The sequence below is a fragment of the Glycomyces sp. L485 genome, from assembly GCF_022548875.1.
In the GTDB taxonomy this organism is placed as follows: domain Bacteria; phylum Actinomycetota; class Actinomycetes; order Mycobacteriales; family Micromonosporaceae; genus Glycomyces.
On the sequence record NZ_JAKZEW010000065.1, the window covers coordinates 309 to 16,394 of the forward strand.

The window sequence follows — 16,086 nt, forward strand, 5'->3', positions numbered from 1 at the left end:
GGGCCCAGACGGTCAGCGGCGGTGGCGCCGCATGAGCCTGTCGCGCTACGCCCCGCATCAGATCCGCGCCCGCTACCAGCGGGCATTGAACACGCTCCCGATCCCCGCCGCCACGGCGCACACCATCGACCCCGAACGCATGACCATCCTCGGCGAAACCACCATCGCCGGACGACAGATCGCCTTCGGCACCCACACCGACGCCCCACGCCTGTGGGTCACCCTCAACGACACCGAACCCGACCTCATCGGCTACATGACCGGCCTCATCACCGGCGAACCCGACCTGTGGATCTGCAATCCCAAACACCAGACCTGGACACTCGAAGACGACAACACACTCAAACTCAAGCAAGCCGCCACCCGCGTCTGGTTCGACTGCCAACGCGACTGCGACGGCTGAGGAGACAGCGCAAAGCCGCGGGGAGCCCTTGGCTCCCCGCGGCGGGCAGGATCGTTGTGTCTGCATCGGGGCGTGCAATGTCCACGGTGCGGTTCAAGTCTGCGGACGCCATGCCTTCAGCAGGTCCTCGGGGCCGATCGCCTGGACGCCTTCGGCGGTCGAACCGGAGCGGGTGACCGCGAGCATCGGGGTGGCCTCGTCGGCTCCGGGCAGCTGGGAGCGGTGGACGATCAGGCGGGCGAGTTCACGGTCGTCGAAAGGCTTGTTCTCGTGCCATTTGATGGATCCGACCAGTTCGACCTTCTCGGCGACCGGGGAACGATCGGTGCCGACGATGTCGATCTCCGGGTCATTGGTGCGAGTCCAATAACCGCCGAAGTAGTTGCATCCCTCGGGGATCCACTCATCATCGAGGCGCCCGAGCGCCTCCCGGATCACCGGTTCGACTGCGCGTCCGCGCCAGGCGGTCCATCCGGAGCGGAGCCGGTCGGCGACCCGCGAGCCTCGTCCGCGTTCGATCAGAGGCATGCCCGGTTCGATGAACGACAGCCACAGCCGCAGGTACGGATCGGTGATCCGGTAGCGGGTGAGCTTGCTCGGCTTGATTGACAGCGGCAGTTCGGCGACGACTACGCCGCGCCGCTCCAGCGACTCCAGGGAGCGTTTCAGCGACGTGGGCTGCAGATCGCCGGCGGCCCGGCCGATATTCGTGAACGTCCGCTCCCCGTGGCCGATCGTGCTGAGTACGCGCCGGGCCTGGGTCTCGGTGGGGAACTCGGCGGCCATTGAGCGTTCGGCGCTCACCAGCAGCGGTGAGGTCGAATCGTTCAGCGATTGTTCGAGGAACTCCCACAGACCTGCGCCACTCGGCCACGATTCGAGGATGAGCGGCAGCCCTCCGGTCACCAGGTAGGCGTCGATCGCTTCGGCCGCAGGCAGACCGGTCATATCGGCGATGTCGGGGGGAGTGAGCGGCCCGACGACCATCTCGGTGCCGCGCTGGTGGAAGGGGCGCCCGTAGCTGTTGAGCTGCTCCATCGTCGCCAGGTCCGAGCCGACGAGGATGAGCAGGACGGGGAGTTTCGACAGAGTCCGGTCGAACTGCTTCTGCAGGGCCCCTTCGAAGGTCGGGTCCTCGCCCGAGAGGTATGGCACCTCGTCGAGCACGACGACGCTGGGGCGGTCGTCGGGGATCGCGGTGGCGAGCATGGTCAGGGCCGCGTCCCAGGTCTGCGGTGGGCCGAACCCGGCGAGGTCGGCCGCGCCGGGCAGCGTCGAGGCGGCCAGTTCCGCGGCGAATCCGGCGAGGTCCTCCTCGCGGGAGCCGCCGATCGCGGTGAAGTAGAGATGGGGCGTCTCGCGTCGGTCGATGAACTCTTCGACCAGTCGCGACTTGCCGACCCGGCGGCGACCGCGGATGAGCAGTGCGCGGCCGGGCCTGCCCGTCCGTCCGCCCGCCTCGACCGCATCGAGGATGCCGCCGAGCCTCTCGAGCTCGGAGCGGCGTCCGACGAATCCCGCCATGCACGATCTCCAACCGATCGGAGTTCACTATCATTCAGGATACTATCATGAATGATAGTTAAATCGGCTCATTTCATCGGTAGGCGGAGGACTGGAGTTCGTAGAGCTCGGCGTAGGCGCCGCCGCGTTCCATGAGCTCGTCGTGGGTGCCCGCCTCGGCGATCGTGCCATTCTCCAGGACCACGATGAGGTCGGCCATCGAGACCGTGGAGAAGCGGTGCGAGACCAGGACCGTGACCGTCCCACGCTGCCGGCCGGCCTTGACCTCCTCGGCGAACTGCTCGAACAGGGCGTGCTCGGTCTGCGGGTCGAGCGCGGCGGTCGGCTCGTCGAAGACGACCAGCAGCGGGTCGGTCCTCATGCGGCCGCGGCCGATCGCGAGCTTCTGCCACTGGCCGCCGGACAGGTCGGTGCCGTCGTCCCACCGCCCGCCAAGGCGAGTGTCGAGTCCGCTAGGGAGGTCATCGATGACGTCGTCGGCTCCTGCGCGGGCCATCGCGGCTCGCACCCGCTCATCCTCGAAGCCGCCTTCGAGGTCGCCGACGCCGATCGTCTCGCGGGCGGTGAACTCGAACTGTGCGTGGTCCTGGAAGGTCGCGCCGATGCGCCGCCTCCAGGCGTCGGTGCTGAAACCGGTCAGGTCGGTGCCGTCGACCGTGATCGTGCCGGAGGTCGGCTGGTAGAAACCGGACAGGAGCTTGACGAGGGTGGTCTTCCCGGCGCCGTTCTCCCCCACCAGGGCCACGACCTTACCGGCGGGAAGGGCGAGGGAGACGCCGTCGAGCGAGGGCCCCTCGGCGTCCGGGTAGGCGAAGGAGACGTCGTCGAGGGCTATGCCGACTTGGAGGCGTTCGGGGATCTCGGCGGGCTCGGCCGGTCCCGAAGTGGCGGTGGCGTAGCGGCGCAGCCACTCGATGCGCTGCCCGAGGCGGCCGAGCCGCACCATCATCGCGGTATTGAAGGCGAGGGCCCCGGCCTGGCCGGCGACCATGCCGATGAGGCCGACCAGCAAGATCACGTCCCCTGCGGTCGCCTGGCCGCGCAGCGCCAAGTAGAGGACGAAGCCGATCCCCGAGGCCATGCCGATCGCCGAGAGCACGCCCTCCGCGGTGACGGCCCGCGCCGCCCGCCACTGCTCGCGGTTGCGGGCGTCGACGACCTCTCGGCCCCTCTCGTGGTGGAGGCGGCCGATCGCCGCCGCACTGCCGAAGACCCGCAGTTCCTTGCCGGAGGGCGCGGCCGTGGCGACCTCGAACAGGTGGCGGCGCTTGCGCTCGGCCTCGCTGGTCTCCTTGATCGCGTCGTCCTCGATACTGCTCGCCCGGTGCGCGATCATCATGGCGCCGAGGGAGAGCACGGGGAAGACCATCAGCAGCGGGTGGACCTGGACGAGCAGGAACCCGCCGACGACGATGGTGATGACCGCTCGCAGCCACTGGGCCGTCATGTTGACGCCCATGCCGAGGAGCCAGCGGTCCTCCCTGATGTGCTGAACCCGGTCGAGGAAGTCACCACGCTCATGATGGTCGAGCCCCGGCGGGTTCCCCATGAGCGCCATGAGCGTCCGATCGGCGGTGCGGTTGGCATGGAATATCACGGCGAACACGAGCTTGACGTACGCGAACACGACGGCCCAGATGAGGGCTACGCCGACGCCGAGGGCGACTGCCGCGCCGATCGCGGTGCGCTGGTCGCCGTTCTGGACACCGTCGATCATGAGCTTGACCGCGTAGACCGCGAGGGGCATCAGCACCGCTTGCAGGCAGCCGAGAATGAACTGGGCGATGACGGACTTCGGGTTGGCGCGGTAGCCGATGACCAGGGAGTTCCAGTAACCGCGCCAGCCGGACTTGAGGTTCTCGATCACAGTGGGTCCTTAATGCTCTGCGCCGGGGAGGGCGGTTCGGGCGAGTCGGTTGGCCTGCAAGGTGAACGCCTCTGCGTAGGAGCCGCCGAGGGTCATGAGCTCGTCGTGGGAGCCGTCCTCGACGGACTTGCCGCCGTCGAGGACGACGATCCTGTCGGCACGGCGGACGGTCGAGAAGCGGTGCGAGATGACGATCGTGGTCAGTCCGGCGGTGATGTCGAGGAATCGCTCGTACAGCTCGGCCTCGGCGCGGACGTCGAGGGCGGCCGCGGGCTCGTCGAGGATGAGGACCTTCGCCCCCGCCTGCACCGCGAAGAGCGCTCGGGCCAGCGCGATGCGCTGCCACTGCCCGCCCGACAGGTCGGTGCCGCCCTCGAATTCTCCGGAGAGGACGGTGTCGAGTCCGTCAGGGAGGGATTCGATGAGTGTTCGAATCCCCATGGGTTCGCAGGCCTTCCAGATCCGGTCGGTGTCGTCGGCCAGGTCCGGGGCGCCGAGGGTGATGTTGTCGCGCACGCTCAACTGGTAACGCGTGAAGTCCTGGAACAGCGCCGACAGTCGCGTGCGCCATGCGGCGGGGTCGACGTCGGCGAGGTCGGTGCCGTCGGCGGTGATCGTCCCGGCGGTCGGGGCGTAGAGCCCGGATAGGAGCTTGACGAGGCTGGTCTTGCCGGCCCCGTTGTGGCCGACGATGGCCAGGGAGGTCCCGGCCTCGATCTCCAGCTCGAGTCCTTCGATGACCGAGGTGTCGCTGCCGGGATATGCGAAGTCGACGTTCTCGAAGCGGATCGTGCGCTCTGGCGCCGTAGCGGGGAGTTCGGCGAAGGCCTTGCGTTCGGCTGCTTTCAACTGTGCATCGAGTGCGAGGACCTTCGGGACCGGGAGCGAGCCGAAGGAGACGAACGCCGCCACATCGTCGAATGCCGAGAAGTTGAACATGCCCTGGAGTGCGATGGCGTAGACGGCGAGGGCGCCGAAGCCGACCAGTCCGGCGAGTCCGGCGTCGACGAGCGCGACGGCGCTGACGACGGTGAGGACGAGGAGGGCGCCGATGACGCCGACTGCGGTGCGGGTGCGGATGCGCTCATTCCGGTTCGCCTGGTCGAGACGCTCGCCCCACATCCGGTCGTAGCGGGCGAACAGCCAGGGCATCATGTCCCAGACGCGGAGCTCTTTGGCAGGGGCGGCGGTGATGGCGAGGTCGCGCAGGTACTCGGTCTCGCGCATCTCGGTGGACTGCATGTAGACGGTCTTGCCGACGCGTCCGTATTCGTACTGCATGGCGATGAAGATGGCGGGCCAGGCGATGAACCAGGCCAGGCCGATCCAGATATTGAAGGTGGCCAGGACGATCGAGGAGCCGAACGCGGTGAGGAACTGGGGGGCGATCGCCGCCAGTCCTTGGACGGCGCGTTCGGGGCGGATGTAGTCCATGCCGAGTTGGCGGGCGACGCGCAGCAGGGCGAGGACTTCGTCGTCCTCGAGGTGGGCGATGCTCACCGGGCGTGCGACGGCGGCGGCGAGCCGGTCTTGGAGGAGCAGTTCGAGTTCGCGGCCGAGGTTTTGGGCGCCTGCCCGGTGGAAGTTGTCGATGAGCCGGTTGAGCAGGAGCGCGATGGAACCGGCGGCGAGCAGGAGGTAGGCGCTGCGTGCCTCGGGCGAGTCGGGGCCGGCGGCGGTGGCTTCGGGGATGAGGCCGATGAGCAGGCCGGTGGTGACTGCCGTGCCCAGCGGTAGGGCCGCGATGAGGACGGAGGTGGCGGCGAGGAAGGCGGTGCGGGAACGGGAGATGCCGGGAAGCAGCCGGACCACTTGCAGCACACCGTGAATGGTGGGAAACCTAGGGGACGTCATCCTAATCCAATCGTGATGTCACGATGACTTTAATGTGACATCATATCAAAATTCGAGGCTGCGCGGGGTCCCGGAAGTCCGACCCTGTCGCGTCGGAGACGCGAATCGGAAAGCTCCGGACCCGATGGCGGCGCAACCCGTTCGGGCCGCGCCGCAAGGGAACCCGGCTTCCGAATCCGGGACCAACGACTCGGTCCGGCACCACCCGCTCACCGATAGCCTCAAAGCGAAACGACGCCGGAGGTGAACCCATGCGCGATGGCGAATCCCGCGCCACGACCCACGACCAGCAGCACTCCCGCGAACCGGAGTTCCCGCAGCCACGACCCGACCTCCACGACACCCCGCCCGCCGGCACAGGCCGCAGCGGACCCCGAGACGGCTGACCGTGTTCACGCTGCTCGCCGCACTGCCGATCCTGACCGTGCTGCTCCTCATGCTCGCCGCGAGCTGGTCGGCCGCCCGCACCGGGACCGTGGTCGCCGCAGGCACCATGGCGCTGGCAGTCGCCGCCTTCGGATTCGGAAACGGAACCGACCGGTTCGGCATCCCCGCAGGCATAGCGGGGATCCTGGCCGAGGCCGGATTCGTCGCCCTCACCGTCATCGCGATCATCGGCCCGGCCCTCGGCATCCACCACCTCCAACAGCGCACCGGCGCCACGGACCGGCTCCGCGCCGGACTCGCCCGACTCACCCCCGACCCGCGGGTCTCCGGGCTGCTCATCGCCTGGTTCTTCACGCTCTTCCTGGAAGGCGCCGCCGGATTCGGCACACCCGTCGCACTCGCCGCACCGTTCCTGGTGGCCGCGGGCTTCCGCCCGGTCGCAGCGGTCACCGCCGCGATGGTCGGGCACGCGGCCGCCGTCTCATTCGGCGCAGTGGGAACGCCCGTGATGGCGCAGGTATCGCTCACCGAGCTCAGCGGCCCGGAGCTGGCGTGGGCCACCGCCCCATACCACCTGGTCCTCGGGATCCTTCTAGCGCTGATGGTGGCGTTCATCATCGGACGGGCCGCCGACGCCGGCCGGCCGCCATGGGGCTGGGCGGCCGCCGCGGCACTGCTGTTCTTCGTGCCCTACGGGCTCATCGCCCGATTCGTCGGACCCGAGCTGCCGAGCCTGGGCGGAGCGCTGATCGGGATGGCGGCGTTCACGGCACTGGTAGCGGTGGTGCGCCGGGTCCGGCACGGCAGCCCGACGGCCCCGGACGCCGAGCCCGACCCGCCCATGGGCCTGCTCCGCGCTGGCGCGCCCTACCTGGCACTGGTGGCCCTGGTACTGGTCACACGACTGATCCCGCCAGTCCGTACGGCGCTCTACGACGTCGAATGGCAGTGGCGCCTGTTCAGCGAGTTCACCGGGGAACTACGCCCGCTCTACCACCCGGCACTGCTGCTCACCGCCGCGTTCATCATCGGCGCCGTCGCGCAGCGCGCCACCCTGCCACAGACACGCGATGCGTTCACCGTCGCCACGCGGCAACTCGGAGTCGTACTCATCGCGCTGGTCGGCATGGTCGCGATCGCCTTCACGATGTCGCGTTCAGGAATGACCGGACGACTCGCCGAATCGGCGGCGGCAACCGGCGCGTGGTGGCCGCTGCTAGCCCCCTCGGTAGGCGCGCTGGGCACATTCGTGACCGGTTCGGCCACCGCCTCCAACGTCCTGTTCACCGAGTTCCAGGAGTCGACGGCGCAAGCGGCCGGGCTGCCGGTGGCACCGCTGCTGGGCGCCCAGGGCTTCGGCGCCGCGGTCGGGAACATCATCTGCCCGCACAACATCGTCGCGGCGGCGGCGACCGTCGGGCTGTCGGGACGGGAAGGGAATGTGCTGCGGCTGACACTGCCGGTCGCGGCGGCGTACACCGCGCTCGGCGGCGCGCTGGCCCTGTGGTTCGTCGGATGAGACGCGAGCCTGCCGGGCGCAACCTCAGCGTATGACGGCTCACGAGCTTCGCCGCCCGCGCTCATGACCGGCTCGCGAGCTTCGCCGCCCGCGCTCATGACCGGCTCGCGAGCTTCGCCGGTAGTGTTGATCCACGTGTCAGCAGCGCCGAACCTCGTGAACCTCGAAACCGTCTCCAAGGCCTACCCCGACCAGGTCATCCTCGACGCGGTCTCCCTCGGCGTCGCCGCCGGGCAGCGCGTCGGCATGGTGGGCCGCAACGGCGACGGGAAGTCGACGCTGCTGGGGCTCATCGCCCGCACCGACGAGCCCGACTCCGGCCGCGTCGTCCACACCGGCGGCACCACCGTCGCGAACCTGGGCCAGACCGACGCCCTCCCGAACGACAGAAGCGTCCGCGACGCCCTGTTCGGCGACGCAGACGCCCACGAATGGGCCTCCTCGGCCCGCGTCCGCGAAGTCCTCGGCGGCCTGTTCGGCGGCCTCGACGCGCCGAGCCTGCCCGAAGGACTCGACTCCAGCATCGGCGTGCTCTCCGGCGGCGAGCGGCGCCGCGTCGACCTCGCCAGGGTCCTCATCGACCCCGCCGACCTCATCCTGCTCGACGAGCCGACGAACCACCTCGACATCGAGGGCATCGCCTGGCTCGCGACCTACCTGGGCGGACTCAAATCGGCCATCATCGTCGTCACGCACGACCGGTGGTTCCTCGACGAGATCTGCGACCGCATCTGGGACGTCCAGCGCGGCGCCGTATTCGAATACGACGGCGGCTACACCGCCTACGTCCTCGCCAGGGCCGAACGCGAACGCCAGGCCGCCCTCGCCGAAGAGAAACGCCAGAACCTCATGCGCAAGGAGCTCGCGTGGCTGCGGCGCGGCGCCAAGGCCCGCACCTCCAAGGCCAAGTTCCGCGTCGACGCCGCCAACGAGATCATCGCGGACGAGCCCCCGCCGCGCGACACCGCCGAGCTGATCTCCTTCGCCACCGGGCGGCTCGGCAAGACCGCCTTCGAGGCCCGCGACGTCACCGTCAAGGCCGGCGACCAGGTCCTGCTCGAACACCTCGACTGGATCCTCGGCCCGGGCAAACGCATCGGCCTGGTCGGCGTCAACGGCGCCGGGAAGACCTCGCTGCTGCGCACCCTCGCCGAGGCCGTCGACGACAAGCAGCCCGCCGAAGGGCGCGTCAAGGTCGGCCGCACCGTCAAGCTCGCATGGCTGACCCAGCACATGGAGGACCTCGACGGCTCATGGCGGGTCCTGGAATCGATCGAGCAGGTCGCCAAGCGGGTCCAGTTGGGCAAGAAGGAGATGACCGCCGGGCAGCTCGCCGAGCGCCTCGGATTCATCGGCGGACGCCAGCGCACGCTCGTGCGCGACCTCTCCGGCGGGCAACGCCGCCGCCTCCAGCTCGCGCGGCTGCTCATGGCCGAACCGAACGTGCTGTTCCTCGACGAACCCACCAACGACCTCGACATCGAGACGCTCACCCAACTGGAGGACCTGCTCGACGACTGGGCGGGGACGATGATCGTGGTCAGCCACGACCGGTACTTCACCGAGCGCGTCGCCGACGAGACGTGGGCACTGCTGGGCGACAGGGACCTGCGGATGCTCCCCAGGGGCATCGAGGAGTACCTGGAGCGCCGCGCCGAGGCCAAGACCGCCGCGCCCTCGTCCCCGGCGGTGCGGGCGAAGTCGCCGTCCCAGTCGACGATCGACCGCGCGGCCCAGAAGGAGCTCGCGAAGCTGGAGCGCCGCCTCGAAAAGGTCGAGGACAAGATCGCCTCGGTCCATGCCGACATGGCCGAGTTCGCCACCGACCCCGAGAAACTCACCGAACTCCAGAAGCGACTGTCCGACCTGGAGACCGAACGCGACGGGATCGAGGAGCGCTGGATGGAGCTCGCCGACTGATCACCGGCCCCGGCCGCGCCACCACCCGCCGATCCGCGCCACGGCCCTTCTCAGTCGACCGGGCCTGCGCACCACCGACTTCGGGCGGGTGGGGCGCTCGCCTTCGCCGGGCTCGCCGAGGCGCTCGCGCACCAGCAGCAGGAACTCCCCGCCGCCGGCCGGACCGGACTCCTCGTCCACGGCCGCCCGGCCCTCGGCGAGGACGAGACCGGCGATCGCGCGCCGCAGACGGTCGACCGCCTCGTCGTCGTCCAGCAGGCGGTGCGCCACCGCCGCGGCGGCGTTGAGCGCGATGCGCGCCGACGCGAGCTGGTCGGCGTCGATCCTGGCCTGCCGGTCGAGCATCGGCGCCAGCAGCCGCTCGCACTCCCGCAGCAGCTCGACCGCCGTGCCGGTCAAGGGCGCGAAGGCGTCGTCGGCGGCGCTCGCGTCGAGCAGCGCGGCGGCGTCGCGGATCTCGGGCACCACCTCGTCGGGGTAGACCGCCATGTCGGACTCGGCCGCGCCCACCGCGTCCAGGTACCGCTCCTCGGCGTCGGGCTGCGACTGGGGCCGCATGACCGCGTCCCTCGTCCACAGCGACACGAGCACCAGGTAGGCGCGCACCGACAGCAGCTCCCGCGCCCCGTCCCCCGGGAACAGCCCCTGGCGGACCAGCGAGTCGGCGAAGTCGTTGTCGCCCAGCCGCTCCAGGTGCTCGTCCCATTCGAAGGACGGATGCCAGCCGCGGAAGCCCGAGACCGTGCGGATGCGCACCAGCAGCTGCTGGAACGACTCGGCGAGGATCGTGCCGGGAGACTGGTCGGTGTCGGTGGCGCGGGCCAGCCCGAACGAGTGCCGGAACTGCATCGGGTTGCCGATGTCGGCGTCCTTGCGCTGCATGGCGATGTGGATGGCCAGCGCGAGCATCCGGTGCCCCCGGGTGCGTTCGCGGTCGGCCCGCAGCGCGTCGGCCACCGCCGAGCGGGACGCGGTGAACGTGTCGGTCATCCCCCGCGCGCAGTAGAGCCTCGGCATCGGCCGCGACTCGATCCACAGCGGACGGCCGACGGCCTCTGCGGGGACGGCGGCGAAGTACCCGTTCAGCTCCTCGGCGACCGGGAGGCGATAGCGGTGGCCGGCCTCGGCGTAGTGGTTGGCCCAGTTGAGGAACATGCGCACGTATACGGGCCACATGCCGACCGCGGCCTCGCCGTCGCGCAGCCGCCCGGGCGGCTCCAGGCAGTCGTTGAAGCGCAGGTCGGTGAGGAACCGGGCCCAGACGGCGTAGCGCACGGGGACGACGCACAGGTCCGCCTCGGGCCCGACCGGCACGGACTCGGCGGTGTTTCGCCGCAGCAGCCACTCGTCGACCAGGGCGCGGTCGGCCGAGTCCATGCCGGACCGGTCGTCCAGGAACGAGCGCAGCTCGTGCTGGAGGCGCGGGTCGAGTTCGGCGGCGACGTCCATGCACTCCTCGGCGAGCAGCAGCGAGTCGACGTCGCCGGCCTGGAGGCAGGCGCGGACGACCGCGTCGGCCTCGCCCTCGGCGGCCCACAGCAGGATCGTCTCGCGCCACCACACCTGGTCGATGCGCTTGGCCAGGAAGGCGTCGTCGCCGGACTCGCGCAGCGCGGCGGCCGCCAGGTACTCCTGGAGTGTGACGTGCGCGAAGGCGTAGGCGTCGTGGCCGTCGTCGACGAGGATGCCGTTCAGTACCGCCTGGCTCAGGTAGTCGTCCGGGTCGACCCGCTTGGGCGCGCCGCGCAGTCGCTCCTCGAACGCGGCGACGGCCTCGGCCGCGCCGACGCGGCGAGTGCGGCCCTGCATCATGCGCAGCGCCAGCTCGCGCAGCGGCGCGACCTTCTGGCGGGCGGTCAGCGGGTCGAAGTGGCTGCGCGCGCCGCTCTGCTGGCGGCGCCGGTGGATGAGCATCTCGCACATCTCGCGGTACAGCTCGGCGCGGCTGGCCGGCAGCTGCCCGCGATAGCGATCGACGTTGCAGACCATGATGAGCAGCAGCGGATTCGACACCAGCTCGCGCAGCTCCCGGCTGTCGCCCATCAGCTTGAGGAGCCGGTCGGCGTCCTTGTCGGACGCGGCCTTGACCGCCCGGCCGGTCGTCTCGGTCTCCTGGCAGCGCACCGAGTAGCACCATTGGCGCACGAACTGCTCGACCTGCGCGTGGTCGAATCGCTGGACGCGCAGAGTGTCCAGATCGGCCAGGACGGTGTTGTCGTAGCCCTGGCGGCGGGCGGTGACGACGAAGTCGCACTTGGGGTAGCAGGTCATCTGCGCCTTGATCCAGCGGGCGACCTCCTGGCGGGCCTCGACGCCGGCCATCTCGTCGAGGCCGTCGAGCAGCACCAGGCACCGTCCGGCCTCCAGGCGCTGGCGCACGCCCTTGTGTATGGCCCGGTGGCGCAGTGAAGGGGTCCGCTCCAGCAGGGAGGCGATGGTGGCGCCGCCGGGGTCGTCGAGGATCGCGTCGACGTGGTCGCGCAGGTAGATCAGGACGGGCAGGTGGCGGCGCAGCTGGGACCGGTTCTGGCAGATCTGGAGCGCGGTGTGCCGCAGCAGCGTGGTCTTTCCTGCGCCCGGTTCGCCGACGACGATGAACGCGCGCCGCTCGGGTCCTTCGAGCTGGTCGAGCAGGGAGGGCCCGGTGCGGCCCGGGGAGGTGGCGCCGCCGGGTCGCAGCAGGCCGGTGGCGACGTGGACTTCCGGCAGGCGCATCGCGTAGGGGCCGTGGGTGGCGACGCCGTAGAGCTCGATCTCGGCGGCGTGGTCCTGTAGGGAGGCGATGTAGGCGCGCCGCTGCCTGGCGAGCCACCACCACCGGTAGGGGTCGACGCGGCCGGCGGCGAGTTTGGCCCAGCGGCGGCCGATCTCCTCGCCGAGCAGCGCCAGGAATCCGACGATGATCAGGATCACCGCCGAGCCGCTCAGGGCTGGGACGCTCATGGGTATCCGCTCTCGCAAGGTCTCCCAGAACACCGAGACCAGGAGTACCGACGGCCCCAGGGTCAGCAGGCCTCCCGAGATGAGCCTGCGCAGTCGATTGCGGCGTTTGGGGGCGTCTGAGGAGGTCATGGATCATCCCAACGATCGTCCTGTCTGAACCGATCGTATTGGATCCGTGCCTGTGAGGTGACCAGGCACAGTCGACGGACGCGAACGGGCGGCGGGCATTGTACCGGACTTAAACTCACCTCTACTCGCCGGTAACAACTTCTTAATTCACTGATATATCCCCATCATCCAGGGCCTTCACATTTGATTGTGATTTCTCTAACCTCAAGGAGAAAGCCCGAAAGGGACTGGTTTCACCGAACCGGTCCCCGGAGTCGGATTGCGCCTTCCCCCGCGATCCCTCCCGAAACAACTGAAAGGGAGTACCCCCTTTATGCCAACCTCCAGAACCCCGATTCGCCGTATGTCGGCGGCGGCCCTGGCCGGAGCCACCGGGCTCGCCGCGGTCGCGCTCGGCGCCGGTGGCGCCCAGGCTGATCCAGTCGGCACCGTGCTCGGCGCCGACGCCGAGAACACCGTCGATGGCGAGTACATCGTCGTCATGGAGAACGAGGTCTCCACCATGTCGGCCGAGTACGACGCCGACATCATCGACAGGTACGGCTTCATCAACGGCTACCTCGCCGAGATGACCCCCGACGAGGCCGCGAAGGTCGCGGCCGACGACAAGGTCGCCTTCGTCGAGCAGAACCAGACCGTCAGCGTCGCCGACGTGCAGACGAACCCGCCGTCGTGGGGCCTCGACCGCGTCGACCAGCTCGACCTGCCGCTCGACGGCGCCTACGAGTACCTCGGCGACGGCTCCGGAGTCACCGCGTACATCATCGACACCGGCATCCACGCCGGTCACAGCGAGTTCAGCGGACGTGTCGGCCCCGGCGCCGACTTCGTCGACGGCGACTCCGACCCGAACGACTGCCAGGGCCACGGCACACACGTCGCCGGCACCGTCGGCGGCACGAACTACGGTCTGGCCAAGGAGGTCACGCTCGTCGGCGTGCGCGTCCTGGACTGCGACGGCGGCGGCACCTACGCCGGCGTCATCGACGGCATCGAGTGGGTCGCGGCCAACGCCTCCGGCCCGTCGGTGGCGAACATGAGCCTCGGCGGCCCGTCCTCGGCGGCGGTCAACTCGGCCGTCAGCTCGGCGGTCGCCTCGGGCGTCACCTTCGCGGTGGCGGCCGGCAACGAGGACCAGAACGCCTGCAACGTCTCACCTGCATCGGAGGCGAGCGCGATCACCGTCGGCGCGACCGACTCCGGCGACAGGCGAGCGAACTTCTCCAACTACGGGTCTTGTGTGGACGTGTTCGCTCCAGGCGTGGACATCACCTCGGCGTGGATCGGCTCCAGCTCGGCCACGAGGACCATCTCCGGCACCTCCATGGCGAGCCCGCACGTGGCCGGCGCGGTCGCGGTCTACCTGTCGCTCAACCCGAGCGCCTCGACCTCGCAGGTCGCCTCCTGGGTGACCGGCAACGCCGGTTCGGGCAAGGTCTCCGACCCCAAGGGCAGCCCGAACCTCCTGCTCCACACAGGCGAGGGCGACGGCGGCGGCGACCCGGGCGAGCCGAGCGACTGCGCTCAGACCTTCTCGACCTCGACGCCGCTGCCGGACCGCTCCACCACCGAGACGTCGCTGTCGTTCGACTGCTCGGGCACCGCCCGCTCGGCCAGCTCGCTGACGGTCGACATCACCCACACCTACCGCGGCGACCTGGAGATCTACCTGATCGCCCCGGACGGCAGCAGTTACCAGGTCAAGGACAGCGCCTTCGACTCGGGCAACGATGTCAAGGAGACCTACAGCCTCAACCTGTCCGGCGAGTCCGCCTCCGGCACGTGGACGCTCCGGGTCGTCGACGTCTACTCCGGCGACTCGGGCACCCTGAACAGCTGGTCGCTCGAACTCTGATGCCCTCCGCACAACCGAATATCGAATGATCGTGGGCCGCAGCGCGACGCTGCGGCCCACGTTCCGTGCGCGCCCGACTTCGCAGTGGTCATCACTTTTGGAGGGTAAAGATCCATCAGGGGTCAATGATTTAATTTTCACATTCGATCCCTTTACGAACTTTGATCCATCGCTTAGCCTCATAACCTGAGGTTCATTCATGGACCGAACTGTTGAATCACCCTCCCCCGGGCGACCCCCAGCAACACCCCGCGTCAGCCGTCCCCAGGGGCTGAGACAAAAAGGAGTTCCCCCCGTTATGTCAACGGCAGGAAGCAAACGGCGGCTCCGACGAGGAGCCGCGGTCGCAGCTGCGACCGCGATCGCAGGCGGATCGCTCATCGCGGTCAACGTGATCGCGAGCGCCGACCAGACCGAGAAGGTCGACCCCAGCGCGGTCATCCTCGGCGCCGACTCACCAGACGCCATCGCAGGCGAATACCTCGTAGTGCTCGAAGACCAAGCACCGCTGGGCATCTCCTCCCTGGTCGACGACATCGTCGGCGACATTGCCGGCTCGGTCGACGTGCTCGACGAGCTCGACGTCCTCAACGGATTCGTCGCGGAGATGAGCCCCGAGGAGGCGGTCGAGATGGCCGCCGAGGACGCGGTGGCCTACGTCGAGCAGAACCAGATCGTGAGCGTCGCCGACCTCCAGACCGACCCGCCCTCATGGGGCCTCGACCGCATCGACCAGCCCGAGCTTCCGCTCGACGACGCTTACACCTACGAATACACCGGCGCGGGAACGACCTCGTACATTCTCGACACCGGCATCAACCTCACCCACTCTGAGTTCGCCGGACGCCTCAGCGAGGGCTTCGACGCGATCGACTCCGCCGGCCAGGGCGATGACTGCCAGGGCCACGGCACCCACGTCGCCGGGACCGTCGGCGGCACGGAGTACGGCGTGGCCAAGGAGACCACGCTGGTACCGGTCCGCGTCCTCGGGTGCGACGGCCGCGGCTCCTACGCGGGCATCATCGCCGGCATCGACTGGGTCGCGGCGAACGCCTCTGGTCCGTCAGTGGCGAACATGAGCCTCACCGGCCCGTTCAGCCAGGCGCTCAACGACTCGGTCGCCGAGGCGGTCGCCAGCGGCATCACCTTCACGATCGCCACCGGCAACGACGGCCAGAACGCCTGCGACGTCTCCCCGGCCTCGGAGCCGAGCGCGATCAGCGTCGGCGCCACCGACGAGTCCGACTTCGAGACCTCGTGGTCCAACTGGGGCGAGTGCGTCGACATCCTGGCGCCCGGCGACCGGATCATCTCGGGCGGGATCGGCGGAGACGACGCGACGGACATCATGTCCGGCACGTCGATGGCCACCCCGCACGTCTCGGGCGTGGCGGCGCTGTTCCTGGAGTCGAACCCGGAGGCGACCCCGGCCGAGGTGGCCGAGGCACTGTTCGGGAACTCTGTCGCGGACACGATCGAGACCGCCAACGGAACCCCGAGCCTGCTGCTGAACGGCCAGTTCCTGACGGCCGCTGAGTAATCCAAGACGAAGCGAACGGGGGTCACCACTCTGCGGTGGCCCCCTTTGTTTGTGGGGCAACGGGTTCAGCTATCGGCGTCGCCGAAGCCGGAGGAGGCCGGAAATATTAAGGCGGAACTGCAAAGTTGGGCATTCGAGTAAGGAT

Annotated in this window: 10 protein-coding genes; 6 read left to right on the forward strand and 4 right to left on the reverse strand. The window is 69.2% G+C overall.

The annotated features are described in order from the left end of the window. A partial coding sequence (locus L0U85_RS19380; protein ID WP_241379416.1) for a hypothetical protein occupies nt 1–403 on the forward strand: 403 nt, incomplete at its 5' end. Nucleotides 404–496: 93 nt separating this feature from the next. Here L0U85_RS19380 and L0U85_RS19385 read toward each other — a convergent pair. The 3 genes from L0U85_RS19385 to L0U85_RS19395 all read right to left on the reverse strand — a co-directional run bounded on the left by L0U85_RS19385 (nt 497) and on the right by L0U85_RS19395 (nt 5,615). After that, the gene (locus L0U85_RS19385) at nt 497–1,927 is read right to left on the reverse strand and encodes an ATP-binding protein (protein WP_241379417.1); all 1,431 of its coding nucleotides are present in this window, start codon (nt 1,925–1,927) and stop codon (nt 497–499) included. A gap of 73 nt (nt 1,928–2,000) precedes the next feature. Next, a complete protein-coding gene (locus tag L0U85_RS21495; RefSeq protein ID WP_241379418.1) occupies nt 2,001–3,794 on the reverse strand; it encodes an ABC transporter ATP-binding protein in 1,794 nt (597 codons plus the stop codon). Nucleotides 3,795–3,803: 9 nt separating this feature from the next. Then, nucleotides 3,804–5,615 carry an ABC transporter ATP-binding protein gene (locus tag L0U85_RS19395; protein WP_241379419.1) on the reverse strand — a complete coding sequence of 604 codons (1,812 nt, stop codon included), beginning with the start codon at nt 5,613–5,615 and terminating at the stop codon, nt 3,804–3,806. A gap of 284 nt (nt 5,616–5,899) precedes the next feature. On the opposite strand from L0U85_RS19395, the gene L0U85_RS20935 reads away from it, so the two are divergent. The 3 genes from L0U85_RS20935 to L0U85_RS19405 all read left to right on the forward strand — a co-directional run bounded on the left by L0U85_RS20935 (nt 5,900) and on the right by L0U85_RS19405 (nt 9,474). Further along, nucleotides 5,900–6,034 (forward strand): hypothetical protein, encoded by a 135-nt coding sequence (locus tag L0U85_RS20935; protein WP_277606078.1) that lies wholly within the window; start codon nt 5,900–5,902, stop codon nt 6,032–6,034. A gap of 2 nt (nt 6,035–6,036) precedes the next feature. Next, entirely contained in the window at nt 6,037–7,554 is a 1,518-nt protein-coding gene (locus tag L0U85_RS19400) for an L-lactate permease (protein ID WP_241379420.1), read from the forward strand. Nucleotides 7,555–7,650: 96 nt separating this feature from the next. After that, nucleotides 7,651–9,474, forward strand: a complete 1,824-nt coding sequence (locus L0U85_RS19405) for an ABC-F family ATP-binding cassette domain-containing protein (protein WP_277606082.1) — start codon at nt 7,651–7,653, stop codon at nt 9,472–9,474. Here the strand turns inward: L0U85_RS19405 and L0U85_RS19410 are convergent, their stop codons facing one another. After that, the gene (locus L0U85_RS19410) at nt 9,475–12,546 is read right to left on the reverse strand and encodes an NACHT domain-containing protein (protein WP_241379422.1); all 3,072 of its coding nucleotides are present in this window, start codon (nt 12,544–12,546) and stop codon (nt 9,475–9,477) included. Between the two features lie 313 nt (nt 12,547–12,859). Between L0U85_RS19410 and L0U85_RS19415 the strand changes: the two genes are divergently transcribed. Both L0U85_RS19415 and L0U85_RS19420 read left to right on the forward strand, forming a co-directional pair. After that, nucleotides 12,860–14,401, forward strand: coding sequence for a S8 family peptidase (locus tag L0U85_RS19415; RefSeq protein ID WP_241379423.1), 1,542 nt, complete (start codon nt 12,860–12,862; stop codon nt 14,399–14,401). A gap of 298 nt (nt 14,402–14,699) precedes the next feature. Continuing rightward, on the forward strand, nt 14,700–15,941 hold the full coding sequence (locus L0U85_RS19420; protein ID WP_241379424.1) for a S8 family peptidase: 1,242 nt from the start codon (nt 14,700–14,702) through the stop codon (nt 15,939–15,941). Nucleotides 15,942–16,086 lie beyond the last annotated feature (145 nt).